This window comes from Vibrio agarivorans (assembly GCF_030409635.1).
In the GTDB taxonomy this organism is placed as follows: Bacteria; Pseudomonadota; Gammaproteobacteria; order Enterobacterales; family Vibrionaceae; genus Vibrio; species Vibrio agarivorans.
This window is the reverse complement of the sequence record NZ_JAUFQF010000004.1, coordinates 306,496-332,600: the sequence shown is the minus strand read 5'-3', so window position 1 is coordinate 332,600 and position 26,105 is coordinate 306,496. Positions and strand designations below refer to the sequence as shown.

Annotated in this window: 21 protein-coding genes; 19 read left to right on the top strand and 2 right to left on the bottom strand. The window is 46.1% G+C overall.

Annotated features, from left to right (window positions below; all coding sequences use genetic code 11):
* Positions 1-47: 47 nt before the first annotated feature.
* The 8 genes from QWZ05_RS09895 (at position 48) to QWZ05_RS09860 (ending at position 8,371) form a co-directional block, all read left to right on the top strand.
* Complete coding sequence (locus QWZ05_RS09895; RefSeq protein WP_264874850.1) at positions 48-980, top strand: RodZ domain-containing protein; 933 nt, start codon at positions 48-50, stop codon at positions 978-980.
* A gap of 8 nt (positions 981-988) precedes the next feature.
* Positions 989-2,113, top strand: a complete 1,125-nt coding sequence (gene ispG / locus QWZ05_RS09890; protein ID WP_264874851.1) for a flavodoxin-dependent (E)-4-hydroxy-3-methylbut-2-enyl-diphosphate synthase — start codon at positions 989-991, stop codon at positions 2,111-2,113.
* A 25-nt stretch (positions 2,114-2,138) separates the two neighbouring features.
* Entirely contained in the window at positions 2,139-3,407 is a 1,269-nt protein-coding gene (gene hisS / locus QWZ05_RS09885) for a histidine--tRNA ligase (protein WP_264874852.1), read from the top strand.
* Positions 3,408-3,473: 66 nt separating this feature from the next.
* On the top strand, positions 3,474-4,088 hold the full coding sequence (locus QWZ05_RS09880) for a YfgM family protein (protein ID WP_264874853.1): 615 nt from the start codon (positions 3,474-3,476) through the stop codon (positions 4,086-4,088).
* A 12-nt stretch (positions 4,089-4,100) separates the two neighbouring features.
* Entirely contained in the window at positions 4,101-5,261 is a 1,161-nt protein-coding gene (bamB, locus tag QWZ05_RS09875) for an outer membrane protein assembly factor BamB (protein WP_264874854.1), read from the top strand.
* Between the two features lie 186 nt (positions 5,262-5,447).
* Complete coding sequence (gene der / locus QWZ05_RS09870) at positions 5,448-6,932, top strand: ribosome biogenesis GTPase Der (protein WP_264874855.1); 1,485 nt, start codon at positions 5,448-5,450, stop codon at positions 6,930-6,932.
* Between the two features lie 74 nt (positions 6,933-7,006).
* Complete coding sequence (locus tag QWZ05_RS09865; RefSeq protein ID WP_264874856.1) at positions 7,007-7,882, top strand: alanyl-tRNA editing protein; 876 nt, start codon at positions 7,007-7,009, stop codon at positions 7,880-7,882.
* A 267-nt stretch (positions 7,883-8,149) separates the two neighbouring features.
* Entirely contained in the window at positions 8,150-8,371 is a 222-nt protein-coding gene (locus tag QWZ05_RS09860) for a zinc ribbon domain-containing protein (RefSeq protein WP_264874857.1), read from the top strand.
* 103 nt (positions 8,372-8,474) lie between these two features.
* Here the strand turns inward: QWZ05_RS09860 and xseA are convergent, their stop codons facing one another.
* Positions 8,475-9,728, bottom strand: coding sequence for an exodeoxyribonuclease VII large subunit (xseA, locus tag QWZ05_RS09855; RefSeq protein WP_390216868.1), 1,254 nt, complete (start codon positions 9,726-9,728; stop codon positions 8,475-8,477).
* Between the two features lie 294 nt (positions 9,729-10,022).
* Here xseA and guaB point away from each other — a divergent pair, with 294 nt between their 5' ends.
* The 11 genes from guaB (at position 10,023) to QWZ05_RS09800 (ending at position 25,530) form a co-directional block, all read left to right on the top strand.
* The gene (gene guaB, locus QWZ05_RS09850) at positions 10,023-11,486 is read left to right on the top strand and encodes an IMP dehydrogenase (protein ID WP_289962023.1); all 1,464 of its coding nucleotides are present in this window, start codon (positions 10,023-10,025) and stop codon (positions 11,484-11,486) included.
* Positions 11,487-11,618: 132 nt separating this feature from the next.
* Positions 11,619-13,172 carry a glutamine-hydrolyzing GMP synthase gene (gene guaA, locus QWZ05_RS09845; protein ID WP_264874860.1) on the top strand — a complete coding sequence of 518 codons (1,554 nt, stop codon included), beginning with the start codon at positions 11,619-11,621 and terminating at the stop codon, positions 13,170-13,172.
* 218 nt (positions 13,173-13,390) lie between these two features.
* Complete coding sequence (locus tag QWZ05_RS09840) at positions 13,391-14,536, top strand: ABC transporter substrate-binding protein (RefSeq protein ID WP_264874861.1); 1,146 nt, start codon at positions 13,391-13,393, stop codon at positions 14,534-14,536.
* A gap of 22 nt (positions 14,537-14,558) precedes the next feature.
* Complete coding sequence (locus QWZ05_RS09835; protein WP_290298223.1) at positions 14,559-16,268, top strand: ABC transporter permease; 1,710 nt, start codon at positions 14,559-14,561, stop codon at positions 16,266-16,268.
* A complete protein-coding gene (locus QWZ05_RS09830; protein ID WP_264874863.1) occupies positions 16,234-16,884 on the top strand; it encodes an ATP-binding cassette domain-containing protein in 651 nt (216 codons plus the stop codon). The genes QWZ05_RS09835 and QWZ05_RS09830 overlap by 35 nt, the downstream gene beginning before the upstream one ends.
* Positions 16,874-17,488 (top strand): CDP-alcohol phosphatidyltransferase family protein, encoded by a 615-nt coding sequence (locus tag QWZ05_RS09825; protein WP_264874864.1) that lies wholly within the window; start codon positions 16,874-16,876, stop codon positions 17,486-17,488. The genes QWZ05_RS09830 and QWZ05_RS09825 overlap by 11 nt, the downstream gene beginning before the upstream one ends.
* Positions 17,489-17,649: 161 nt before the next feature.
* Entirely contained in the window at positions 17,650-21,426 is a 3,777-nt protein-coding gene (locus tag QWZ05_RS09820) for an ATP-binding protein (RefSeq protein WP_290298217.1), read from the top strand.
* Positions 21,419-22,576, top strand: coding sequence for an EAL domain-containing response regulator (locus QWZ05_RS09815; protein WP_264874866.1), 1,158 nt, complete (start codon positions 21,419-21,421; stop codon positions 22,574-22,576). The genes QWZ05_RS09820 and QWZ05_RS09815 overlap by 8 nt, the downstream gene beginning before the upstream one ends.
* Before the next feature lie 8 nt (positions 22,577-22,584).
* Entirely contained in the window at positions 22,585-23,187 is a 603-nt protein-coding gene (locus QWZ05_RS09810) for a response regulator transcription factor (RefSeq protein WP_264874867.1), read from the top strand.
* 2 nt (positions 23,188-23,189) lie between these two features.
* Positions 23,190-24,608, top strand: a complete 1,419-nt coding sequence (locus QWZ05_RS09805) for a sensor domain-containing diguanylate cyclase (RefSeq protein WP_290298213.1) — start codon at positions 23,190-23,192, stop codon at positions 24,606-24,608.
* A 10-nt stretch (positions 24,609-24,618) separates the two neighbouring features.
* On the top strand, positions 24,619-25,530 hold the full coding sequence (locus QWZ05_RS09800) for a LysR family transcriptional regulator (protein ID WP_290298208.1): 912 nt from the start codon (positions 24,619-24,621) through the stop codon (positions 25,528-25,530).
* Here the strand turns inward: QWZ05_RS09800 and QWZ05_RS09795 are convergent.
* The gene (locus QWZ05_RS09795; RefSeq protein WP_264874870.1) at positions 25,460-26,095 is read right to left on the bottom strand and encodes a response regulator; all 636 of its coding nucleotides are present in this window, start codon (positions 26,093-26,095) and stop codon (positions 25,460-25,462) included. The two genes, QWZ05_RS09800 and QWZ05_RS09795, sit on opposite strands and share 71 nt — an antisense overlap.
* Positions 26,096-26,105 lie beyond the last annotated feature (10 nt).

Sequence of the window (26,105 nt, the reverse complement as noted above, 5' to 3'; positions counted from 1 at the left end):
AAATAACGATATTACCTCCGGATAGACCAACTTAAATAAGATTCTCGATGACAAATGAAGAAACGGGTGTCGTTGACACCCCGCAAGTACAAGCAGGCATACTTTTACAAACTAAGCGACAAGAGCTTGGTTGGTCTCAGCAGCAGGTGGCGGATCGTTTATGCCTCAAGGTTTCTGTGATTAAAAAACTTGAGAACAATGACTTTTCTCAACTGCAAGTCGCCACTTTTACACGAGGCTATATTCGTAATTACGCAAAGTTAGTCGGCATCCCAGAAAGCGAGATTATGGGAGCTTTAGATGGTTGCGACTCAACACAACGCAAAGAACAGGAAATGCACAGCTTCTCGAAGAAAACCAACAAAGAGAAGCATGACAGTCGCATTATGTTGATGACCTGGGGTATTTTGATTGCCATTGTAGGTATCTCTGTTCTTTGGTGGTTCAACGAGCGTGATAATAGTGAGCTTGAGCAAGTACAAGAAAGTACACCAGCAACAGAAGTCACTGAAATTACGGAAACGTTACCGAGCCTCGAAGAGGTTGTTGTTACTGATAGCCAAACCCCTTCAGTATCAGTAGATGACACTGTGACTGCACTTCCTACAACGGAAGATAGCATGACAAGCACAACAGAGTCCTTGGTTGATGCGCCTGCCGTTGTTGATGAACTGCTGGATGAAGCGGTGAGTGGTACTGATGAGCTAGCGGTTGAAGACGTTGTTGTGACAGAGCCACAAGCCCTGCCACGCTTGCGTATTACGCTTGACGGTGACTGCTGGTTACAAGTAAAAGATGCGACTGGCAAGACACTTGCGATTGGCACCAAGAGTGCGGGTGAAGTCCTCGATTTTGATCAAGAAGGCAGCTACAGTCTCGTTTTAGGAGCACCTCAGAATGTTTCTATCACTTTTGCGAGTGAACCAGTCGACCTTTCTGGGTATACTGCAGGTAAAGTAGCAAGAATCACCTTACCATAGTAAACATTATGCAATACGAATCTCCGATCAAGCGTCGTCCATCAACGCGTATTTATGTGGGCGATGTGCCTATTGGTGATGGTGCGCCAATCGCCGTTCAATCAATGACAAACACACGTACAACGGATGTAGATGCAACCGTTGCACAGATCCGCGCACTTGAAAATGTCGGCGCAGACATCGTGCGTGTTTCCGTTCCTACAATGGATGCGGCGGAAGCCTTCAAGCAGATCAAGCAACAAGTTAACGTTCCTTTGGTTGCTGATATCCACTTCGACTACCGTATCGCTTTGAAAGTAGCGGAATATGGCGTGGATTGTTTGCGTATAAACCCTGGCAATATTGGTAAAGAAGACCGTATTCGCTCGGTGGTCGATTGCGCGCGTGACAAAAATATCCCAATTCGCATCGGAGTTAATGGCGGCTCTTTAGAAAAAGACATCCAGATGAAGTACGGCGAGCCAACGCCAGAAGCACTGGTTGAGTCTGCGATGCGTCATGTTGATATCCTCGATAGACTGAACTTCGATCAATTCAAAGTCAGCGTTAAAGCATCAGATGTTTTCCTTGCGGTTGATTCATACCGATTGCTAGCACAAAAAATTGATCAGCCACTACACCTTGGTATTACAGAGGCTGGTGGTGCTCGAGCGGGTGCAGTAAAATCGTCGGTTGGCCTTGGTATGCTTCTCGCGGAAGGAATTGGCGATACGCTGCGTATTTCTCTCGCAGCTGATCCAGTAGAAGAAATTAAAGTGGGCTTTGATATTCTCAAGTCTCTACGTATTCGCTCTCGCGGTATCAACTTTATTGCTTGTCCAAGCTGCTCGCGTCAAGAGTTTGATGTGATTGGCACAGTCAACGCGCTTGAGCAGCGTTTAGAAGATATCATTACCCCAATGGATGTCTCTATCATTGGCTGTGTGGTGAATGGCCCAGGTGAAGCCGAGGTTTCACATCTAGGTCTTGCAGGTAGTAACAAAAAGAGCGCTTTCTATGAAGATGGTAAGCGCCAAAAAGAACGCTTTGATAACGACGATCTAGTCAATCAACTCGAAGCGAAAATCCGCGCTAAAGCGGCAACGCTCGATAGCGATAATCGTATCGACGTTAAACATATCGAATCAAATTAATCTCAACGACATTACGGTAAGTATTGTGGCAAAAACAATCCAAGCAATTCGAGGCATGAACGATTGCCTCCCAACGCAATCTCCACTTTGGCAGAAAGTGGAAGGTACAGTTAAAAACGTAATCAGTGCATACGGCTACAACGAAGTTCGCATGCCAATCGTTGAGATGACGCATCTATTTAGCCGCGCGATCGGTGAAGTGACCGACGTGGTTGAAAAAGAGATGTACACTTTTGAAGACCGAAATGGCGATAGCTTGACGTTGCGCCCAGAAGGGACTGCAGGTTGTGTGCGCTCTGGCATCGAAAACGGTTTACTGTATAACCAAGAACAACGCTTGTGGTATATGGGACCAATGTTCCGCCACGAACGTCCACAAAAAGGTCGTTACCGTCAGTTCCATCAGTGTGGTGTTGAGGTATTTGGTCTTAATGGCCCTGACGTTGACGCTGAGCTTATCATGATGACCGCACGCTTATGGCGTGAGCTTGGTATCGAGAAGCATGTGCGTCTTGAGCTGAACTCTATTGGCTCAACTGAAGATCGCGCTAACTACCGCACCGCTTTAATTGCTTTCCTCGAGCAGCACGAAGAAGTACTTGATGAAGACTGTAAGCGTCGCATGCATACTAATCCACTGCGTGTGCTAGATACCAAGAACCCTGACGTGCAAGCTATCCTTGGTGATGCGCCGCGTCTTTCTGATTACTTGAGCGAAGAGTCGACGCAACATTTTGCTGGTCTTTGTGAACTTCTAGACGCTGCTGGCATCGAATATACGGTTAACGAACGTTTGGTTCGTGGCCTCGATTACTACAACCGCACCGTGTTTGAGTGGATCACTGAGAGCCTAGGTGCACAGGGCACAGTCTGTGGTGGCGGTCGCTATGATGGCTTAGTTGAGCAGTTAGGCGGCAAGCCAACGCCAGCCGTCGGTTTTGCGATGGGTCTAGAGCGACTCGTGCTGATGATGGAAACATTAGAACTTACCGACGTACGTCGCAGTGTGGATGTTTACATGGTTACTGCAGGTGAAGGCACAATGATGGCGGGTATGAAGCTAGCAGAACAGCTACGCGAACAGATCCCAGGCCTTCGTGTGATGAATCACTTCGGTGGCGGCAACTTCAAGAAACAGTTTAAGCGTGCCGATAAAGTGGGTGCGGTTGTCGCGCTTGTGTTAGGCGAGAACGAAGTGGCTGATGGTACAGTGGTATTAAAAGACCTTGTTGGTGGTGAGCAGTCCACAATTACACAACAAGATGCTGTAGAAAAGCTCACACAACTGGTTTAATGACCAACATAATTTAGGAAGGCAGTTGTTACTGCCTTCTCGCATAGATTTAAAGAGGATAAGACGTTGGAACTCTACGATAGCGAAGAACAACAAGTAGAAGCCATTAAGGATTGGTGGAAGGAAAACGGTAAGGCCGTCATTTTAGGTACGGTCGTTGGTATCGGTGGCCTATTAGGTTGGCGCTTTTATCAAGACTCTGTCATCGAAGCACAAGAAGCGGCTTCAGATGCTTACACTACAGCGGTCACGCAACTTGCAGCGCAAGGTGCAGATGCACAAGATACAGTACAGAGCTTTATCACGGCTAACAGTGACTCAGAGTACGCAACGCTCGCAGCGCTTCAACTCGCAAAAGTGCAGGTGGAAGCTGGTGAGTTAGATGCGGCTTTAGAGCAGTTGAACTGGGCAAAATCGAATTCAAAAGATACTGCACTGACTGCAGTTGCGACATATCGCGTTGCGCGAGTGTTGGTTGAGCAGGGTAAAGATACAGAAGCATTGAGCGAGCTAGATGCGTTAACTCATAGTGATTGGGCTGGCCGTGTTGCTGAGCTACGTGGTGATATCTTACTACGCTCGGGTGATAAAGACGCTGCTTACCAAGCATACTCTGAAGCGCAACAATCTGCCGATAACAGCCAAACGCTTCAGATGAAGCTAGACGATCTCGCGAAATAAGGACACTCTTTGATGAAGAAACTGCTTCGCAAAGTGCTGATGCCTGCAATGGCAATTGGTATTTTGGCAGGATGTGCGGGAGAAGAAGACACTATCATCATGGCACCAGTGCCAGAGGTGACGAATGAGTTTTCTCCTCAGCAACAGTGGAAAAGTTCGATTGGCAGTGGCGTAGAGCAATACTTCTCAAAACTAACGCCGGAATACGCTTACGACAAAGTGTTTGCAGCAAACCGTAAAGGTTTAGTTCGTGCGATGGAGCCTGAAAGTGGTAAGCAGATTTGGCAGACCGATCTGGAAGGTGATACTTCAGCACTATTGTCAGGTGGCATTCTCGCCGCTTACTCTAAGGTGTTTATCGGCAGCGAAAACGGTGAAGTGATCGCGCTAGATGAAGAGACCGGCGAAGAGCTATGGCGAGCTAAGGTTGAAGGCGAAGTACTGGCTGCACCGATTGCAGAAAGTAACTTGATTATCGTGCATACCGCTCGCGGAATGCTCATTGCTCTTGCTCAAGACTCAGGTGAGCAGCGCTGGGCGATCAGTATGGACGTGCCAAACCTAACGCTACGTGGAGACAGCCGTCCAGCGTCAGTCTCTGGCGGTGTGTTCTGGGGAACAGCGAATGGCCGTTTAGCTGCAGCGATTGTAGAGAACGGGCAACTAATTTGGCAACAACCTATCGGTATGCCGCAAGGTGCGACTGAGATTGATCGTTTGGTTGACGTAGATGCTTCGCCAATTATCCTTGGTAGTACACTGTACATTATCGGTTTCAATGGCAACTTAGTCAGTGTTGATCTTCGTTCTGGACAGCCAATCTGGAAACGTCCTTATTCGTCATCAAATGACATTGCAACAGACAACCGCAGTATCTTCCTAGCGACAGACAAAGATCACCTCGTTGCTGTTGATGCGCGCAGTGGCACCGAGCTATGGGTTAACGACAAGCTAGAGCACCGCTTGCTAACCGCACCAACGATTATCGAACGCTATTTGGTGGTCGGTGATACCGAAGGTTACCTGTACTGGATTGATCGCGAAACGGGTGAGTTTGTGTCTAAACAGTTGGTAGATGATAGCGGATTTGCAGTTGGTCCTGTCGCTGTTGACGATGGTTATGTGATTGTCACTCGTAATGGCGATATAAAGAAACTGACGATCAACAAATAATTTGTGATATTATTCACACTCGGCTCCTGGCTGTTCTGCAGTTAGGAGCCGTTTTATTGAAAGCGAGTAAATAAGGGACGAAAATTACTCCATCTTTTAGTGTTTGTGGTTATAGGTAACGCGCTGGTTTACAGACAAGCAAGTGGTTACCTATAACTACAGAGAGAACATAGTGTAGAGGTTATTATGGTACCTGTTGTTGCCCTTGTTGGGCGTCCGAACGTTGGTAAATCAACGTTATTTAACCGATTGACTCGTACTCGCGACGCATTGGTTGCGGATTTCCCTGGGTTAACTCGTGACCGCAAGTACGGCCAAGCAAAACTTGGTGAACACGAATTTATCGTGATTGATACGGGTGGTATCGATGGTACAGAAGAAGGTGTAGAGACCAAAATGGCAGAGCAGTCGCTAGCGGCGATTGACGAAGCTGATGTGGTGCTATTTATGGTTGATGGCCGTGCAGGCCTAACGCCTTCAGATATCGCTATCTCCGATCACCTACGTAAGATTGAAAAGCCATCCATGCTGGTGGTCAACAAGGTTGACGGTATTGATGCCGATGCGGCGAGTGCTGATTTCTGGCAACTCGGTGTTGAGCAAATGTACCAAATCGCAGCGGCACATGGGCGTGGTGTGAGTGCATTGATCGACCGAGCGCTTAACCCATTTGCAGAGCAGTTGATCGAACAGCAAGGTGAGATTGAAGATCTTACTCAGTTTGTTGACGCAGAAGAAGAAAAGCTTGATTACACCGAAGAAGAAGCGGAAGCGGAATATCAACGTTTGCAAGAAAAGCCGATCAAGCTTGCGATTATCGGTCGTCCAAACGTGGGTAAATCGACCCTAACAAACCGTATTCTGGGTGAAGAGCGTGTAGTTGTGTACGACATGCCAGGTACAACACGTGATTCTATCTACATTCCGATGGAACGTGATGGGCGCGAATACGTACTGATCGATACTGCAGGTGTACGTCGTCGTAAACGCATCAATGAAACGGTTGAGAAGTTCTCAGTCGTTAAAACCCTAAAAGCGGTTGAAGATGCCAACGTTGTGCTGCTTGTGATTGATGCTCGTGAGAATATTTCAGATCAAGACCTAAGCCTACTCGGCTTTGCCCTTAACGCAGGTCGCTCAATTGTGATTGCAGTTAATAAGTGGGACGGCCTTGATATGGACGTGAAAGAACACGTTAAGAAAGAGCTCGATCGCCGTCTAGGTTTTGTCGACTTTGCGCGTATTCACTTTATTTCTGCTTTGCATGGTACAGGTGTCGGTCACTTGTTTGAGTCTGTTCAAGAAGCCTACAAGTCTGCAACGACTCGTGTTGGTACTTCTGTACTGACTCGCATCATGAAAATGGCAACAGAAGATCACCAACCGCCAATGGTGCGTGGTCGTCGTGTGAAATTGAAGTATGCGCACGCTGGTGGTTACAACCCACCAATCGTCGTTATCCACGGTAACTTGGTGAATGAGCTACCAGATTCATTCAAGCGCTACTTGATGAACTATTACCGTAAGTCTCTAGAGATCATGGGTACACCGATCCGTATCCAATTCCAGAGCAGTGAAAACCCGTTTGAGGGTAAAACAAATAAGATGACTCTTTCTCAAGAGCGTAAGCGTAAAAAGCTTATGGGCATGATGAAGAATCGCAAAAAATAGTCAATTACGATTGAATTAAAAGCGCTATAGACGATGGTCTATGGCGCTTTTTGCATTTATAGCAAGGAATTAATATGCAACTTTCTCCAACAAAGGTGAAATTCTGTCACAACACTTGGTCTCTCTCTGCTCAAGTACAACTGGTAAAGCATGAAGATGGAAAGACTTACCTAATCACCGATCAAACTCCTTTCCATCCAGTGAGCCACATTTGGCCAGATCACCCTGCGGACCGAGGACAGATAAAAATAGAAGAAAATGCTTATTCAGTAGTGGATTGTTTGGTTGGTGCGGTAGAGCTCTCAACTCAGGCGCTGCATGTCGATAAAGCGATCCCTGTAAAGCGTGACGAGTTTGGTTGGGCATTTGTCGTGGTTCATGTACTCAATGAGGAAGTGAGGCCTGAAGCAGGTAGTGTGGTAGAGCTAGAGGTCGATAAAGCGTATCAACAAGCCTTAAGCCGTGGCCATAGTGCAGGGCATCTTGCTTACCTAGCACTCAATAAAGTGCTGGTTGAAGGCGGCTATTGGCGTAAGAAAGCGGATCGTAAAGACCCGCACGGCAACTATGACTTCAACAGCTATGCTCAAGAGACCAGTTTTGTTTTTGAAGATTTGTGTGTTGATCAGTATCGATTAGGCAAAACTTTACGTAAACGAGGCCTTAACAGTGCAGATATGCTGAATAATATCGACACACTGGCCGTGAAAGTGAATGATCAATTGGCAACATGGTTAGCTAAGGGAAGTGATGTTGCTATGGAGTGCCAAGGAAATGCACTGACTAACTCTAGATACTGGCATTGTGATCTAGGAGAAGAAGCACCAGCAGTGATTCCGTGTGGTGGTACACATGTTCAGTCATTGACTGAATATGCTGCGATTACAGTGACTTTATCGGTTAAAGACGCTCAGAATATTGAAATGCGTACTTGTGTAACAGCGGCATAGTGAAAAATCGATCATTTCATAAAATCCTGCATGAGATGGTATTTGTGGATTTTTGTGGATTTTTATGTCGCTAAAAATTGAAATGCAGCATATGTAACTTATGCTTTCGGTGTGTGGTTATATAAATGTTCTTAATGAGGCAGATCGCTGATCACATTGGAAAATGCCGATGATCGGCCTTTGATCTTTTGCATGATTGAGATCATTTTATCTTGGATTGGATTCAGTATCTTTAATGGCAGTATGTTTTTGTGAGAGATGTTTAAGATGACAGAGAATATTTGTCCTAAATGCCAAGCGGAACTTAAGTGGGATGCGGGCTATGTGTGCCAGGCTTGTGACCTAAAGTACAATAAAATTGGCAATTGTCCTGACTGCTCATCGCAGCTAGAAAAGCTGCAAGCGTGCGGCGCAGCCAGCTATTTCTGTAATACGTGTAACGAGCTCAAATCAAAATCACGAGTTCAGTTTAAGTTTGAACAAAGGTAGTTCTCGGAGAGTTCTCTAAGAGTTCTCGGAGAGTTCGCAAAGAGAGCTAGAACGAACAAAGGGGCTTATCGCCCCTTTGTTATTAACACGCTTGTCTCATCTTTTATTGAACGACAGAAGTTACTTTCCCTTCCGCCAATCGAGTGATGAGCACATCACCTGTCTTGACTTGTTTCTGTTCGGTTATCACCTCACCAGAGTCTAATTGCGTGATGGAATAACCACGCTTCAATGTCGCTAGCGGACTTACTGTATCGAGCTTCTCAGCCGCAAGCGCAACTTGGTGTTTTGAGACAAGTAATTGTCGCTTCATCGCCTCAATAAGTTTTTGCTCTGCGCGATTCAGTTGATGAGTTTGCAAGTTGATCACCCGAGTTGGCGAGGCTTGCTCAATACGGGTCTGTTTGCGCTCAAGGGCATCTTGGCGACGCAGAATAAACTGTTGCATCGTTCGTTGAAAACGACGCTCGAGATCATCTAGTTGCTGAGATTGACGCTCAAGCTGATAGCTAGGGTGCTGCTTTTCAAGACGATGAACTAGGTGTGTCATCGCTTGTTTTTGCTGCTGGAAATAAAGCTTGGTGGCATTAAAAAGGCGATTAACGCGCACTTGTACATTTTGTGTTTTATGGCTGTTATCTCGGCTCACCAACTCAGCCGCGGCTGAAGGGGTAGGCGCGCGCATATCAGCAACAAAATCAGCAATCGTTACATCGATTTCATGCCCAACGGCACTAATAATCGGAATTTGGCTGGCTGCAATTGTGCGTGCCACGATCTCTTCGTTAAAGCACCATAGATCTTCGAGTGAGCCGCCGCCTCGACCAACAATTAATACATCACACTCATTACGCTCGTTCGCTGTACCAATTGCTTGAGCTATTCGAATAGCAGCACCTTCGCCTTGTACCATGGTTGGGTAAATTACAACAGGTAATGAAGGATCTCTGCGTTTCAATACGTCAAGAATATCAAACAGAGCAGCGCCCGTTTGCGAGGTGATGACGCCGACACGGCTTGGGTGTTCTGGAAGAGGACGCTTGTTGGTTTGTGCGAATAACCCTTCACCCGCAAGACGCATTTTGAGCTCTTCAAACTGCTGTTGCAGGCGGCCGTCGCCCTCGGGTTGCATGCTTTCGATAATTAACTGGTAGTCACCACGAGGCTCATAAAGAGATAAGCGGGCTTTAACCAACACTTGCTGACCGGATTGAGGTTTAAAACTAACGCGGCGGTTATTGCCTTTAAACATCGCACACTTTACTTGAGCGCGAGCGTCTTTCAGGGTGAAGTACCAGTGGCCAGAGACTGGCGCAGAAAAGTTTGAGATTTCTCCTACCAACCAAACGATGCCCATTTCATTTTCGAGCAGTAAACGAACTTCAGAATTTAGACGAGAAACAGTGAAAATGTTTGGGTTGGACGCAGCAGGCACGGCTAATCTCAAGACATGAGTATGGAAGTTAGCGGCAATATACTACATATCAAGGGGGTAAATGCAAATTAAAAATATAAAAATGTGTAGCCAAGCGATTGCGTTGACCGTATAATCCCTCCGCAATATCTAATCCAAAGCAGGCCACTGCGACTCATTATGCGAAACGATGAGTTTGGGTTAATCCATTTACTTTCCTATTGTGAGATATTGCAAATGCTAAGAATTGCCAAAGAAGCGCTGACATTCGACGACGTATTACTTGTGCCAGCACACTCCACCGTTCTCCCAAACACAGCTGATCTTCGCACTCAGCTGACGAAGAATATTACCCTCAACATCCCAATGATCTCTGCATCTATGGATACCGTAACGGAAGCACGTCTTGCTATCGCACTTGCGCAAGAAGGCGGCGTTGGTTTTATCCATAAGAACATGTCTATTGAGCAGCAAGCTGCTGAAGTTCGTAAAGTTAAGAAGTTTGAAGCGGGTGTTGTTACTGATCCTGTAACGGTTAACCCTGATGCAACGATCGCTGACGTTGTTGCTTTGACTGAAAAACACGGCTTTGCTGGTTTCCCTGTAGTGACTGAAAGCAAAGAGCTTGTGGGCATTATTACTGGCCGTGATGTACGTTTCGTTACTGATTTAACGCAATCTGTTGCCGCAGTAATGACGCCAAAAGAGCGCCTAGCTGCGGTTCAAGAAGGTGCAACTCGTGAAGAAGTTCAAGAGAAAATGCACAAAGCACGTGTTGAGAAAGTCCTAGTTGTGAACGAAGAGTTCCAACTTACAGGTATGATTACAGCAAAAGATTTCCATAAAGCTGAGCGTAAGCCAAATGCATGTAAAGATGCACAAGGTCGTCTACGTGTTGGTGCTGCTGTTGGTGCTGGTGCGGGCAACGAAGAGCGTGTTGCTGCTCTAGTTGAAGCTGGTATCGATGTTCTACTTATCGACTCTTCTCACGGTCACTCTGAAGGTGTTCTTAACCGTATCCGCGAAACTCGCGCTGCATACCCAGATCTAGACATCGTTGGTGGTAACGTAGCAACTGGCGCAGGCGCTAAAGCGCTAATTGACGCTGGTGTAAGTGCCGTTAAAGTGGGCATTGGCCCTGGTTCAATCTGTACAACTCGTATCGTTACTGGTGTAGGTGTTCCTCAAGTTACGGCTATTGCAGATGCTGTAGAAGTGGCAAACGAGCATGGTATTCCTGTGATTGCTGATGGTGGTATCCGTTTCTCTGGTGACATCTGTAAAGCTATCGTTGCGGGTGCATCTTGTGTGATGGTGGGCTCTATGTTCGCAGGTACAGAAGAAGCGCCAGGTGAAGTGATTCTTTACAACGGCCGTTCATACAAGGCTTACCGTGGCATGGGCTCACTAGGCGCAATGTCTCAAGGTTCTTCTGACCGTTACTTCCAGACTGATAATGCAGCAGACAAGCTAGTGCCAGAAGGCATCGAAGGTCGTATCGCATATAAAGGTCGCCTAAAAGAGATCGTTCACCAACAGATGGGTGGTCTACGTTCAAGCATGGGGCTGACTGGCTCTGCAACGATTGAAGATATGCGTACGAAGGCTGAATTTGTACGAATCTCTGGTGCAGGTATGGCTGAGTCACACGTGCATGACGTTCAAATCACTAAGGAAGCACCAAACTACCGTCGTGGTTAATTTCTCTACAAAACTAAATTGTTTTGTATAAGAAACACCTGACGAAAACGTTTGCTTTTTTCCTTGAAGCATTGAAGAGAGGCGAGTAAACTCGCCTCGTTTTCTTAATCCAGCTTAAAAAGACTGCCTAAAATGACGAAAAATATTCATGACCAACGTATCCTGATCCTAGATTTTGGATCGCAATACACTCAGCTAGTCGCACGCCGCGTTCGTGAGATCGGTGTTTACTGTGAACTATGGAGCTGGGATGTAGAAGAAGCGGATATTCGTGAATTCAATCCAGACGGTATTATCCTTTCTGGTGGCCCTGAAAGTGTGACGGAAGAAAATTCTCCGCGCGCTCCTCAATATGTATTTGATTCTGGTGTTCCTGTTCTTGGTGTATGTTACGGCATGCAAACAATGGCAGAGCAGCTAGGCGGTAAGGTAGCAAGTTCAGAAGAGCGTGAGTTCGGCTACGCACAAGTTAGCGTATCTGGCGAATCAGCTATTTTCAAAGATCTTGAAGCGACTCAAGACGTTTGGATGAGCCACGGTGACAAGGTTGTAGAAATCCCAGCAGACTTCGTGAAAGTTGGCGAGACAGAAACATGTCCTTACGCGGCAATGGCGAACGAAGAGAAGAAATACTACGGCGTTCAATTCCACCCAGAAGTGACACACACGAAACAAGGCCTACAAATGCTAGAGAACTTCGTTCTTGGTGCATGTGGTTGTGAGCGTCTTTGGACTTCTGAGTCTATCATCGAAGATGCAGTGGCTCGTATCAAAGAGCAAGTGGGTGACGATGAGGTTATTCTAGGCCTGTCTGGTGGTGTTGATTCATCAGTTGTTGCTATGCTGGTTAACCGTGCAATCGGTGACAAACTGACATGTGTATTTGTTGATAACGGTCTACTTCGTCTAAACGAAGGTCAGCAAGTAATGGATATGTTTGGCGACAAGTTCGGCCTAAACATTATCAAAGTAGATGCTGAAGAGCGCTTCCTAACCGCGCTTGAGGGCAAGTCTGATCCAGAAGACAAGCGTAAGACAATCGGTCACGTGTTTGTTGACGTATTCGATGAAGAGTCGAAGAAACTAGAAAATGCTAAATGGCTAGCACAGGGTACGATCTACCCGGATGTGATCGAGTCAGCGGCTTCTAAGACAGGTAAAGCACACGTCATCAAATCTCACCATAATGTTGGTGGTCTGCCAGACGATATGGAAATGGGTCTTGTTGAGCCTCTACGTGAGCTATTTAAAGATGAAGTTCGCAAGATCGGTCTAGAGCTTGGTCTGCCTTACGACATGCTATACCGCCACCCGTTCCCGGGTCCTGGTCTAGGTGTTCGTGTTCTTGGCGAGATTAAGAAAGAGTACTGTGACCTACTGCGTCGTGCAGATGCGATCTTCATTGAAGAGTTACACGCTGCGGACCTATACCACAAAGTATCTCAAGCATTCACAGTGTTCCTACCAGTACGCTCAGTAGGCGTAATGGGCGATGGCCGTAAATATGACTGGGTTGTTTCTCTACGTGCAGTTGAGACTATCGACTTTATGACGGCACACTGGGCGCACTTACCATACGACTTCCTAGGTAAGGTTTCTAACCGTATTATCAACGAAATCGACGGTATCTCTCGCGTTGTTTACGATATCTCTGGTAAGCCACCAGCGACGATCGAGTGGGAATAATCCACCTTAAAGCTTTAGTTAAGAACCAGCCTTCGGGCTGGTTTTTTTATGGGTTCAGTTTGACTCATTGATATGAGTAGGAAAAATATGAAAGGAATTAACCACTTTCTAGGTCTGGTGAGTGAATGTGCGCAGAAATGGGCTTTTGTTCTGTTACTGCGTTTTTAGAAGTATTACTATTCCTTTTGTACAACAAAATCATAACAATGGACGTTACTATGAAAAAACTGTTCGCAGCCTCAATAGCTTGCTCGGTCTCTTTTTCTTTGAGCGCGCAAGAGATCAATTGGCAGCAAGTTGAAGAGAAGGCGCAGGGTCAAACGGTCTACTTTCATGCTTGGGGAGGTAGCCAAGAGATCAATCGTTATATCCAATGGGCTGGCCAGCAACTTCAGCAGCAGTATGGTGTGACTCTCAATCACATTAAAGTAACGGACATTGCTGAAACCATCTCGAGACTGCTCGCTGAAAAGGCGGTAAACACAAATCAGGGCGGCAGTGTTGATTTAGTTTGGATCAATGGGGAAAACTTCAAATCCATGAAGCAAAATGACCTGTTGTTTGGCCCATTTACGCAGGCACTACCGAATTGGCAGTTTATCGATAAGCAACTTCCTATTGATGTCGATTTTTCTGAGCCGACCGATGGCCTTGAGGCGCCTTGGGGTGTTGGACAGTTGGTGTTTATTCATGACCAAGCCGAAGTGAATAACCCACCAAACTCATTTGCAGAGATGCTCAGTTACGCCAACGCGTTTCCAAACCGTTTGAGTTACCCGAAACCACCAGAGTTTCATGGTACGAGTTTCTTAAAAGCGCTGCTTATCGAACTGATTGATAACCATCCTGATCTACAAAAGCCCGTTGAAGAGAGTGACTTTAAGTCACTGACAGCACCTTTGTGGCAATACCTTGATGAGTTTCATCAGGTTGCATGGCGTAAAGGAAAGCAGTTCCCCGCAGGGACAGCGGAGATGATTCGCTTGCTGGATGATGGTCAATTAGATCTAGCTATCACATTTAACCCTAACGCCGTGTATTCGGCTCAAGCTTCGGGAAAGCTTGAAGAAAGCACCCGGGCTTACGCATTTGAAACAGGGGCATTGTCGAATATTCACTTCTTAGCCATACCTTGGAATGCAAGTGCGGGTGAAGGCGCTTTGGTGGCGATTAACTTTTTGATCAGCCCTGAAGCTCAGTCTCGCAAAGGCGATTTGAATGTGTGGGGCGACCCCGCCGTTGTTGAGTCTCAATATCTGGTAGGTAGTGCCAAACAAACGCAACAGTTCAAGTCAATTGCCGAGCCACATCCGAGTTGGCAGGCTGCCATCGAGAAAGAGTGGCTAAAACGCTACGGCCAATAGCCTTTAATCGACACAAGAATAGATGTTAAGACTTTCTTATTTAATCGTAGTTATTCTCTGTATGGTTCCGACAATCCCAGGTATCACTGGGGTTGTCTTATCATCTTTAGGTTATATACCGCCACTTGGAATGCACTCGTTTAGCCTTGATGGCTATACACAGTTATTCTCTTGGCAGGGGGTATTTACTTCAATTCGGCTGACTGTCGTCACGAGTTTAGTCAGTACGCTCCTAGCTGGTATAGCCGCTTTCTCTATTTTGCAAAGCTCGTGGGGGGGACGTCGTTGGAGGCGAATTGAATTGTGCCTGTCTCCTTTGTTGTCTATCCCGCATGTTGCGTACGCGATTGGATTTGCATTTCTGTTTGCTCCAACAGGTCTTGGGGCGAGAGCACTGCTCCAGTGGTTCGGCATTGATCTTAATGATGCTGTTGATCAAAGCTTAGCAACACTTGTCAAAGACCCATATGGTCTTGGTCTAATCGTGATGTTAACCCTTAAGGAAATCCCATTTCTACTCTTAATGAGCATACCAGTGCTCAAGCAGTTAGAAGTAGAGAAGGTCACGAGAGTAGGGCTCTCCTTAGGTTATAAACAACGCCATATTTGGTGGAAGGCACTGTTTGCTCAATGGCTCACTAAAATGCGGTTTCCATTGTTAGCGGTATTGGCTTACGGTGTGTCGGTTGTTGATGTTGCATTAATTATTGGGCCTACTAATCCTCCTACATTTGCGGTTTTGGTTTGGCAGTGGTTCAACGACCCAGACCTAGTGCTATTGCCGCGTGCATCGGCAGGGGCAATGCTGTTGTTTGTCATTGCTGGTGGGGTGATTGCCATACAACGAGTTGTAGAATGGTTGGTGACTAAAGGACTACGATATTGGCAGTATTCTGGACGTCATGGACTTTATCTTCCAGGGTTGAGTCTATTTGGGGTGATACTGACGATAAGTGGCCTTATGCTTCCCTTGATGATGCTTTGGAGCGTTGCACACCGTTGGCGTTTTCCTGATCTACTGCCTAGTCGTTATAGCTTCAGCTTTTGGCAATATGAGTGGGCGGGGATTGTCGGTACGATTGAGCAAAGTCTTATATTGGCGGTTATCTCATCGTCTGTAGCATTGATTCTCGCCATTATCGCTCACGAGTATCGAATTAAGTACCGTTTGCAAGTCCCAGGTTATTTGATAGCTGTGCCTATGCTGATTCCACAGCTATCGCTGCTCTTTGGTTTGCAGGTAGTTACACTACATGTCCAAAGCAGTGCGTACTGGCTTTGGGTATGCTGGTCACATATTTTCTTTGCCTTTCCGTTTGTTTATCTAGCGTTAGATGGCCCATGGCGAGCTTATCACTCAGGCTACACACGGCTTGCCCTGAGTCTAGGTAAACACCCGATCACCGTGTTCTTTATGATTAAGTTTCCACAGCTGCGATCTGCGGTGCTGTTTGCTTGGGCGGTCGGAGCCAGTGTGAGCTTAGCTCAATACCTACCAACATTGGTACTAGGAGCTGGTCGAGTGAGTACGTTGACGACTGAGGCCGTCGCACTCTCTAGTGGATTTGACCGCCGTGTGACGGCGATTTACGCAATATGGCAGGCCCTATTGCCGTTGATTTTCTTTGCTTTTGCTATCGTTTTTAGTCGCCTTTCAATGAAAAAACAGCGACCAGTACAAAAGGATTTATTGACTCATGAGTCTGTCTCTAACAAGCCTCACCATCTCTAAACGAGATGGTAGCGAGCTATTCTCAGATCTCTCTTTTTCGGTTGAGGCTGGCGAGATCCTCACTTTAATGGGGCCAAGTGGCTGTGGTAAGTCTACCTTACTTGATGTGATTGCAGGACATTTATCCGATGAATTTCGATTCTCTGGAGAGGTATATTTATCCAATGAGCGTATCGATAAGGTATCACCTCACTTGAGAGAAGTGGGTATCTTATTTCAAGATGATTTGCTCTTCCCACACCTGAGTGTTTGGGAGAACCTAGCCTTTGCATTACCGAACTCTGTAAAAGGAGAAAAGCGCAGAGAGCTCGCCCTTCATGCTCTTGAGCAACTTAGCTTGTTAGAGCTCGCCGATTCAATGCCAGTACAGATTTCAGGTGGTCAACGAGCACGAGTTAGCTTAGCTCGTATGTTACTGGCGAAACCGAAAGCGGTGTTGCTGGATGAGCCATTTAGTAAGCTGGACAAAAACTTACGCAGCCAATTTCGCGACTGGGTGTTTGAGCAACTTAAGTCGGCTAATGTTCCTGCGTTAATGGTGACTCATGATGAGCAAGACATTCCGACAGGCAGTCTCGTGCTCAAATGGCCGTGGGAGAACACTCATGCTCGATAGGTTAAGTATTAAAGTTATTCGCTGGCCCCTAGCACAGTGCGCTAAGCAATTGGATCATCGTGGGATAAAAGCGAACCAAATCACCTTGCTAGGCTTTGCGTTGGGCTGCCTTGCATTGCCGTTATTGGCTCTAGAACACTATACCTGGGCCTTAGTTTTTATTGCGTTGAACCGGATCTTTGATGGTTTAGATGGCGCTTTGGCGAGGATTCAAGGGATCACGGATGCAGGGGGCTTTCTTGATATTAGTCTCGACTTCCTGTTCTACTCAATGGTGCCATTTGGGTTTGTGTTAGCTAACCCTGAGATGAATGCCATTGCTGGGGCATTTTTAGTCTTTTCATTTGTTGGCACTGGCAGTAGCTTTCTCGCCTTCGCAGTAATGGCCGGAAAGCGAGGCATTGATAATCCGGTGTATAAGCAAAAGTCGCTGTATTACATGAGTGGATTGACTGAGGGAACAGAAACAATCACCTGTTTTGTGTTGATGTGCCTATTTCCCAACTACTTTGCTTTGATGGCGTGGGTATTTGGCGTTTTATGTTGGTTTACGACTTTCACGAGGATTTACTCTGGGTTTCATACCCTTGTCGATGACCATTAACCACTGTAGTCCTAGTAGGAGTTTGTTGTAGTCCTGGTCCTACAGTGTTGTAAATAACTCAATAAATACAGTTGGTTAAAGTTTGTGTGCTTGCGTGGTGCTTTTGACATCCTGGAGTACATCATTAGTCTGCGCAGTCCAATACCAGTATGGGGACTGCCATGATAACTCGTCTACTCACTTATATTGCACTGATCTGCTCATCGTTCAGTGCTGCGACTGCTTTTGGTAATGAGTTAGTTCTGACTGATGAGCAGCAATCCTATCTACAGCAGCATCGAGAGATTACGGTCGGTGTTTCTTCTACCTCATGGCGTCCTTACTTTGATATTGACCAGTTGGGGGCTTACTACGGTATCAACATCGACTACCTGAGCAATATCGCAACACTTCTTAATGTCACTCTGAAATATAAGAGCTACCCGAGTGTCGAGGCGCTTCTTGAGGCGGTTGAGCATAAGCAGGTGGATGCCGCCGTGGGCTTCAGTTCAACACCGGATCGAGAAGAGCGTTTTTCTTTTTCAAAGCCGTTCTTTTCTGGGACGATTGCTGCTTGGTATCGTAAGCGTCAATTCGCTTTTTTAGGCCAAACCGAACTGAACTGGACCTGTGTGCAAGGCACAGTCTACTGCCGATATATATCACAAGTGGATATTGGGCGGTTAATCCCTGTTGCTAGCTTTGACGAAGCGATGCAGTTAGTGAATGAGGGGCGCGCCGATGCTGTTGTCGCTAACTTTGTGTCGCTCACTGAATATCTAGACACACACGATGTTATTCGTGGCAGCATCAAGATACCTGAGTGGCTGCCGAATGAGTCTGTTAGCTTAATTACTGCAAAAGGTAATCATGGTCTGGTAGAGCTTGTTGATCTTGTGCTGACGCGTGAAGCTCAAGGGCTTAACACGCCTTCTATCGTCTCAAATAACCCTTATCACTTGAGCGACAAATTTCTATCTGCGTATCGTGAGCGCAACCCACTAGGCAAGCGACTGATTTACTCGATGAGTGAATCAGCATTTCCTATTTTGTTTCGCAATCAAGACGGGCAAATTGACGGCATGCTACCGGATTTTTTGAAGATCTTGCAGGCTCGATCAGGTTTGTCTTTTCAGTTTTATCCGCCAGAGTCAGAAGGACACGACTTTACTACAAGGCGACCAGTCGATTTTTTTCCTGTTGTGTATACCGGAATAGCGCGCTCGCCATCTTGGTTGGTAACTCAACCTTTCCATCAAGTTGAGTACAGTCAGCTGGTGGTACGAGGGGCTAAGTTTGCACCGCTGGATAAGCGGCCTGAAGGTATGCTGATGCACACTGAAGGCGAGCCGGTTCAGGCCTTAGACAACACCTTTGAGGGTATCCAACGTTATAACAATATTCAGGCGCTATTAGATGATTTGATGCGAGGAAAGCTACGCTCTGCATTTGTGCCCAAGGATATCGCTAAATCTCTGCTGCTTCAGACAGGCATGGATCAACTGTCGCTAAAACAGAGCGGTTCGATGGTGTTGAATATGGCGTTTGCAGTCGACAGGCATAACCCATTTCTGCTCGATGTACTCAATAGCGTTTTAGAAACCGTAGACAACAATGAAGTTGAAAAGCTGGTGCGAAGCTATCGTCAGTTTCAATTGGTGTATGGGTTTGAAAAAGATCATGTACTGAACTGGGCAATGGCGGTTGCCGCGATCGTGGTATTGATTTTAATCGCGAGTTTCTTTGCCTATTCCAATTTACGCCTGAAAATTTCGGTCTCGAAACAGAAAGTCTCTGAGCAAGAAGGTGAAAAAAAGTGGTTGCAGAAAATCATCAATGAACTGCCCTACATGGTGTTTATTCATGATGAGCAACACAACCTCATGTTAAGTAACTGTGCGCGTTATCGTTCAGGGGAGTGCCGTCAGTGCTTGATTCAGGACTACTATACGCAAACACCCTGTGTTGAGGACTATTGGCAGATTCAGCGTGTATTAGAGCACGATGAGCAGCTGGTCGAAGACTGCCGCACTCAAGGCTGTCAACTAGGGCTTTCGTATGTACATCGAGAGAGAAAATGCATAACTAGTGTCAAGACTGGACAAAAATTCGTTCTCACGGTTATCCAAGATATCTCGGAGCAAAAAGAGCGAGAGAATGCACTGATAGAGGCAGAAAAAACAGCCCAAAGCGCGGTGATAGCAAGAGAGCGCTTCCTCGCGACAATCAGTCATGAATTGAGAACGCCGATTGTCGGATTGTTGGGATCTTTGGAGATTGCACGGCGCGCTGCGGTGTCTAAAGATGTCGGGCAGTTGCTTGAACAAGCGGTGTTCTCAAGTCAGCACCTAAATTCGCTGGTGGATGAGATTCTCGACTTCTCTCAACTGGAGGCGGACGCGTTATCGATTCAACCAACATCAACGTTTTTATTGCAAACCATTGGCGATGTGTTGCGATCATTCGAGCTCAAGGTACAGCAAAAAGGCTTGCAATACACGATCAACATCCATCCATTTCGCGCAAAGCTTGTTCAAATGGATGCCACGCGATTTGCCCAAATTATTGGTAACTTGCTCTCTAATGCGATTAAGTTCACCGAGGAAGGTGGCATTACAGTGGATGTTCTGGTTGATCAGTCACGACTTGAGGTATTTATTGAAGATACCGGTATTGGTATGACTGAGCAGCAAATCAGTGTTGTGAGAACCCCATTTACTCAAGCAGATAACTCGATTTCTCGTCGATTTGGCGGCACAGGGTTGGGGTTGAGTATCGTTGACAAGTTAGTCACCTGCATGCAGGGCAGCTTTCAGATTGAAAGTTGCTTGGGCCAAGGTACGAAAGTACATGTCTCAATACCGTTAGACGTGGAGTCGGAGTTTTCTGGTGAGCTACAACAGATAGCGCTTGGAGACTTACAGGCAAGTTTTGCTGTCTTGTGTGATTGGGCTCAGTGGCTGCCGGTGTTTGGTGTTACCGAAGCTCAAAGAGCGTATCACTTGAGTTATAAAGAGTCTGGCTTGTTGTCCCTGACCCGCACGCAATCTAGCGACAAAGTAGACGAACCTCTATGTGTGCCTTGTTATCCCGATCAGCTTTATTCGTGGTTATCGAGTGCCATTACACCTGCTGTAACGAGAGGAGAGGTGCACTGGACTCAGCCTGCCGTCAGGTTTAATGGCCGTGTTTTGGTAGCGGAAGATAATCCGATAAATCAGAACATTATGGCTCGTCAACTCACCGAGCTTGGGGTTGAGGTGTTGATCGCTAATGATGGTGAGCAAGCTTGGGATCTTTTACTGCAAGAGAGTCATGGTAGTGTCGATCTACTGATCACAGATGTACATATGCCAAGGCTCGACGGTCATCAACTCGCCCACCGAGTTCGCCGTTCTCAGGAGTGGCGTTCATTACCGATCATTGCTTGTACGGCCGAAGACTCTCGCTCAGCGCGATTCCAATCAGAGCAGCAAGCGATAGATGCTGTGCTGTGTAAGCCCTACACCCTGGAAAGCCTCGCGTCATTATTGCTGCCATTTTTACCTACTGACGTGGCCAGTGATATCACCATTGAGTCAGAACAGGGTGGGAATGGGATGTTTTCGTCAGAAAATATAGATTCCACCATAGACTCGACCATAGCGTGGCTCGGCGCGTTTAGCCTAGAGGAAGCCAGTGAGATCGTGACTCTTTTTGTCTCGACTATGCAGCAAGATGTCGAGCACTTACTGCAAGCATGTGGTGAAACGGAAATCAGAGCAGTTATTCATCGCATCAAAGGAGGTGCGAGTGCGGTCGGTGCAGAAGATATTCGCCAGCTTTGTATTGAAGGGGAGAATGTGCCATCGACTCAGCTTTCTAATGTGCAGGAAAATCTTGTGGAGAGAGTCACTTCTCAAATTCAAAGAGTGCATCAATGGCAACAAGTGATGTTGGAGGCGGCGCAAAATGAATAGCTTGCGTGTGTTGGTGGTGGACGACCACCCGTTGCAATTAAAACGAATGCAGAGTCAATTATTCGCACTGAATGTCAGGTCTATCGATTGTCTCACCTCTGGGGCTGATGCATTGAAACACTTGGAGTCTCACTCTTGTGACCTGCTCTTTTGTGATTTGAATATGCCAGGGATGGATGGTGTTGAGCTGCTCTCTCAGCTAGCCCAAATAGATTACTCGGGACATATTGTTCTGATGAGTGCTTTGGAGGAGTCCATTATCTCGTCAGTGCGCTGGATGTGTTTGGCGCTGGGTTTGAAAGTGGTGGGTGCCATCGATAAGCCCTGTTCGGATAAAGAAGTTCGTCAGCTGGTGCAAAGTTGCACCTATCACTGTGTGGAACCAGAGCGTAAAGCCGAGTCGATAGTGATCAATGATGAAGAGTTCTTGTTTGCGTTAGCAAGTGGTCAGGTGATTAATCACTATCAGCCCAAGTTTAACTTTTCTTCTAGGCTACTTGTGGGCGTAGAGGCTTTGGCTCGTTGGGTACACCCTAAGCATGGTGTGATTTATCCCAACGTGTTCTTACCTATTGTTGAGCGCTGTGGCTTGCAAAATGAGTTATTTAGCACGGTATTTAGTAATGTCATTAAAGACATCAAAGCCGATAAGCTGCCATGTTCTACTGCCATCAATGTGACGCATAACGAGCTCGAGCAGGCGAACTTTTCTCATCAGTTTTTAGAGAAGTGCCAGCACCACAGCGTCTCGCCATCAATGATCACACTCGAGCTTACTGAAACCGAGGTTTATCGAGACTCGACGAATCTTTATCGCAATCTAGCGCGCTTGCGCCTTAACAGCGTTGGTTTGGCGATCGATGACTTTGGCACAGGCTATTCGTCTCTGAGCAAGTTATCTCAACTGCCGTTTACCGAAATAAAAATTGATCGTTCATTTATTCAGATGTTTAGAACCAATGCCAAGCACTCTCATATTGTGGCTTGTATTTGTGAATTGGCTAAGAGAATGGGAATGAGCCTTGTGGCGGAAGGTGTTGAAGATGAAACCACGTGGTTTTCTCTTAAGTCACTAGGTGTTGATGTTTGCCAAGGCTACTTCACTGGTCGGCCGATGGATATCGATGCACTTCACAGAACGTTTTTATAGGAAATAGTATGAATCAACGAGTCATTAATTGCTTGGTGGTGGATGATCACCCTCTAGTATGTTTAGCGATCAAGAACATCCTTAGCTCACTCAGTTATGTAGCAGAAATAAGCACCGTTTATGATGCCACGTATGCACACACTTTACTCAAATCACAGAGTTTTGAGCTGCTGATTCTCGATGTTGATCTGGGTTCAAGTGATGGATTCGATTTTTATCGTCGTGCCAAAGCGCACGGCTATAAGGGTAAGGTGCTGTTTGTATCAGGGTCAGATAGTCAACGATTGACAGACATGGCGTTTCGTATTGGTGCGGATGGATATATCTGTAAATCGGAAGATTTTACCATCTTGCGCGATGCGGTGGATGGCATCATTAATGGCTATACCTTCTTTAAGTTCCGAACTTCACAACCATTGACACAACAAACCGTTGCGTTGTCAGAACGTGAGACAGTGGTGATGAAATACCTAGTTCAAGGTAAGGCCAACAAAGAGATCGCAGATATATTGTCGATCAGCGGAAAAACCGTTAGCACTTACAAAAAACGCATCTTGGACAAATACCAAGTCAGTAACGTATTTGAGCTATTAAAAGTGGCAGACACCTAGCGATGAGTGTATTTAAAAAACGGCTTCAAGACCTAAAGTTGACCGTGTTAGTGTCACTGTTTGCTTCTTTATTTTTGTTTGGCATTTTTCTATCGGGTGCAAAAGAGAATCTAATTGAGAGAGAGTTGACGCAGTTTAACTTGGTGACTGAGATTCTGAATCGCCATATGATCAATGCCGTACTTTTGGCACAACTTACTGAAGAAAAGCTTGAGGACTATGAGTATCCAGACGCGATTCAAGCTTATCAAGCAAAGAGTGGGATTTATATACATCGGTTAGACGATAAAACGGACCTGCAAGCAAGTGAAGTGGTTGCATTGCGTATGATGAGTTCATTGGTTGATTATATGCCTGTGGCTTTTTCCGCGCGCAATTTCAATCTTATCTTTCGCTCTTATAGTGGGCGAAAAATGCTGATGACGAAACATGAGCCCAGCTTTCAATTGACCGAGCGCGCCTTCACTCGTGAGCGTTGTGAGGAGACGGGGGCGTGTACTAAGTATGCCTCTAAGCGGCAATTGGAAGATAGATTGGTGATCTCGCCTGTCTATCAGGATGCTATTACGGGTCTTAATGTGATCAGTATTGTCAGTCCGGTGTATGTGGATAATGTTGTGGTAGGGGATTTTATTGTTGATATTTATTTGCGTGATAGTTATGAAATTAATAGCGATAGAATTTCTTTAGATATACGAGGCGCATATAAGGTCAATGTGATTGAAGATGTGTCTTACCCTCTCGCTGATTTTGCGTATGTAAAAGAGTTTATCGCTGATAACAACACCATGTTTGTCTACAAGATCCCTTTTAGTAAATTGTTCGTTGATTACGCATGGTTGTTTGGTTTGCTCTGGAGCTTCACCTTTATCTTTATGTGGAAAATGTCTGAGCTAAAACTCAATCGACACCAACTTGCTTATACCCAGCGTCGGGTGAACAGAGATGATCTTACCGGACTATATAATCGCTCAGTGTTTAAAGAGCTGCACTTTAAAACGGCGATTAGTCAATTGCCAGTGAGTGTTCTGGCGATTGATGGTGACAATATTAAGCAAGTGAATGATGTACATGGACACCATGTTGGTGATGAGGTGATCAAGCATATTGCGGATACCATGAAAGAGTCATTTCGTGATACTGACTATCTGGTGAGAACGGGAGGGGATGAGTTTATCGTGGTACTGCCTAATTGCCCTATTACTGTTTCGCAACGCTTATGCCAGCAGTTGACCCACAAGGTCAGTCAGCTACCGGTCACAAATGCAGATCTTCGAGTGAACATCAGTGTTGGGTGTGTTGAGATGCGTTTGAGAGAGTCTTTGGCGGATGCTATAAAAAGAGCAGATGCCCAGCTTTATGTGGCCAAAAGAAATCGTCAGTTGCCCGATGTTGTTGAGGTCGAGTACATGCAATCGTGATAGGGACAATATGCCAAAAGGTTTGAATTACAATTTGCTGCGTGAGTTGGTACTGATCTATCGACACCGCAATCTTAAAAAAGTCGCGGTGTATTTAGGTGTCACCGAGAGCGCAGTGAGTAAGCACCTTAGTCATCTAAGAGAGCACTTTGATGACCCACTTTTTGTGCGCACTGCAGAGGGCTTAGAGCCGACCTTTAAGATGATTGAGATGATCAGCGAAATCGAACAAGGGCTTGATCTTATTGACCAAGCTATTGTCTCAACCCCCGCTTTTTCTGCAAAAGATTATGATGGTGAAATTAAAGTCGCCTTGCACACTCTTGCGGTGGAATACTTTGCTGAACCAATATATGAAGCGGTTCGAGAGCGCTTCCCTCATGCGAAAGTGGGTATTAAAACGTGGTCATCAAGCACCGAGCAGGACATCATTGATGGGCGTATTCATGTAGGGGTTAACTTCCTAAATGTTGGTCGTACTAAATCGCTGTATCAGAAAACACTATTGCATGCTCCTCTGGTGATCGCGATACCCTCATCAACAGGGGTCACCACTTGGGAAAAGGCGTTTGAGCAGCCTTTTGTCTTTTATCGTATCGCCGGATGGAATGATGAACACGAGTGGTTTAATGAGCGAAGCCGTCAATTTGGCATTAATCTAGACTACAAAATCTATTTGGATAACCTGACGGTAGCAAAAAGCGTGATGCGTAAACATGGTTATGGTTTCTTGGGCCTTCCTTGGCTATTCAATGAGCCGGACTTTGAACTGATCTCGCCGCCAGAGCATTTGCGTATCGAGCAGCCAGTGGCGATATGTTGTCGCTTGGCTAATCGTTACCACCCGCTGTTTAAAGCACTCTTTGAGTGTATAGAGAAGGGGCGCTTGGTCTGTGATTTTGGTAGTTCATCAACTCAATAATCGAAGACGCATTATGCTTGTCTAAGATACGTGATTTGTAGGTGCTGATGGTCTTGGCACTCAAAGATAACAACTCTGAGATTTGCTTGTTTGAATACCCCTGAACAAGATAATCAAACACCACTTGCTCTCGCTCAGACAAGTGGGTTTGTTTATGAGTGCCAGCATGGCTATCGAGCTTAAATAGTGAGTAGCCTTTCAAGATGCTTTGCATCGCATCCCTAATTAAGCCCTCTTCTTCCGTTTTACTGATGTAGCCGTTGGCGGAACTCTCTTTTGCTAACTGAGAATAGGTGCAATAGTCTTCGCTGCTGATGAACAGTACTTTTCCTTCGAAACCATGAGCTCTAGCGCGACGTAACAGTTCAAAGCCGTTGCTATTGCCAATCTTGATGTCGAGCGTGAGGAGATCAATAGGCTGCTGCTTAAGTATACTCAATGCCTTTTCTACTTGACCAGTTTCTGAAACGTGCGAAACACAGGGTAGGCTTTCAAGGGTTTTGCGCAGACTTCTCCTCACAATAGGAAAGGCATCAACAACCAAGCAATTAAACGATCGATTCATTTCAACCTCC

Bases quoted from the DNA above. Each gene is read 5' to 3' on its own strand.
- QWZ05_RS09895 (WP_264874850.1), top strand. From the start codon at position 48: ATGACAAATGAAGAAACGGGTGTCGTTGACACCCCGCAAGTACAAGCA.
- ispG (WP_264874851.1), top strand. From the start codon at position 989: ATGCAATACGAATCTCCGATCAAGCGTCGTCCATCAACGCGTATTTAT.
- bamB (WP_264874854.1), top strand. From the start codon at position 4,101: ATGAAGAAACTGCTTCGCAAAGTGCTGATGCCTGCAATGGCAATTGGT.
- der (WP_264874855.1), top strand. From the start codon at position 5,448: ATGGTACCTGTTGTTGCCCTTGTTGGGCGTCCGAACGTTGGTAAATCA.
- QWZ05_RS09865 (WP_264874856.1), top strand. From the start codon at position 7,007: ATGCAACTTTCTCCAACAAAGGTGAAATTCTGTCACAACACTTGGTCT.
- QWZ05_RS09860 (WP_264874857.1), top strand. From the start codon at position 8,150: ATGACAGAGAATATTTGTCCTAAATGCCAAGCGGAACTTAAGTGGGAT.
- xseA (WP_390216868.1), bottom strand. From the start codon at position 9,728: ATGGGCATCGTTTGGTTGGTAGGAGAAATCTCAAACTTTTCTGCGCCA.
- guaB (WP_289962023.1), top strand. From the start codon at position 10,023: ATGCTAAGAATTGCCAAAGAAGCGCTGACATTCGACGACGTATTACTT.
- guaA (WP_264874860.1), top strand. From the start codon at position 11,619: ATGACGAAAAATATTCATGACCAACGTATCCTGATCCTAGATTTTGGA.
- QWZ05_RS09840 (WP_264874861.1), top strand. From the start codon at position 13,391: ATGAAAAAACTGTTCGCAGCCTCAATAGCTTGCTCGGTCTCTTTTTCT.
- QWZ05_RS09835 (WP_290298223.1), top strand. From the start codon at position 14,559: ATGTTAAGACTTTCTTATTTAATCGTAGTTATTCTCTGTATGGTTCCG.
- QWZ05_RS09830 (WP_264874863.1), top strand. From the start codon at position 16,234: ATGAGTCTGTCTCTAACAAGCCTCACCATCTCTAAACGAGATGGTAGC.
- QWZ05_RS09825 (WP_264874864.1), top strand. From the start codon at position 16,874: ATGCTCGATAGGTTAAGTATTAAAGTTATTCGCTGGCCCCTAGCACAG.
- QWZ05_RS09820 (WP_290298217.1), top strand. From the start codon at position 17,650: ATGATAACTCGTCTACTCACTTATATTGCACTGATCTGCTCATCGTTC.
- QWZ05_RS09815 (WP_264874866.1), top strand. From the start codon at position 21,419: ATGAATAGCTTGCGTGTGTTGGTGGTGGACGACCACCCGTTGCAATTA.
- QWZ05_RS09810 (WP_264874867.1), top strand. From the start codon at position 22,585: ATGAATCAACGAGTCATTAATTGCTTGGTGGTGGATGATCACCCTCTA.
- QWZ05_RS09805 (WP_290298213.1), top strand. From the start codon at position 23,190: ATGAGTGTATTTAAAAAACGGCTTCAAGACCTAAAGTTGACCGTGTTA.
- QWZ05_RS09800 (WP_290298208.1), top strand. From the start codon at position 24,619: ATGCCAAAAGGTTTGAATTACAATTTGCTGCGTGAGTTGGTACTGATC.
- QWZ05_RS09795 (WP_264874870.1), bottom strand. From the start codon at position 26,095: ATGAATCGATCGTTTAATTGCTTGGTTGTTGATGCCTTTCCTATTGTG.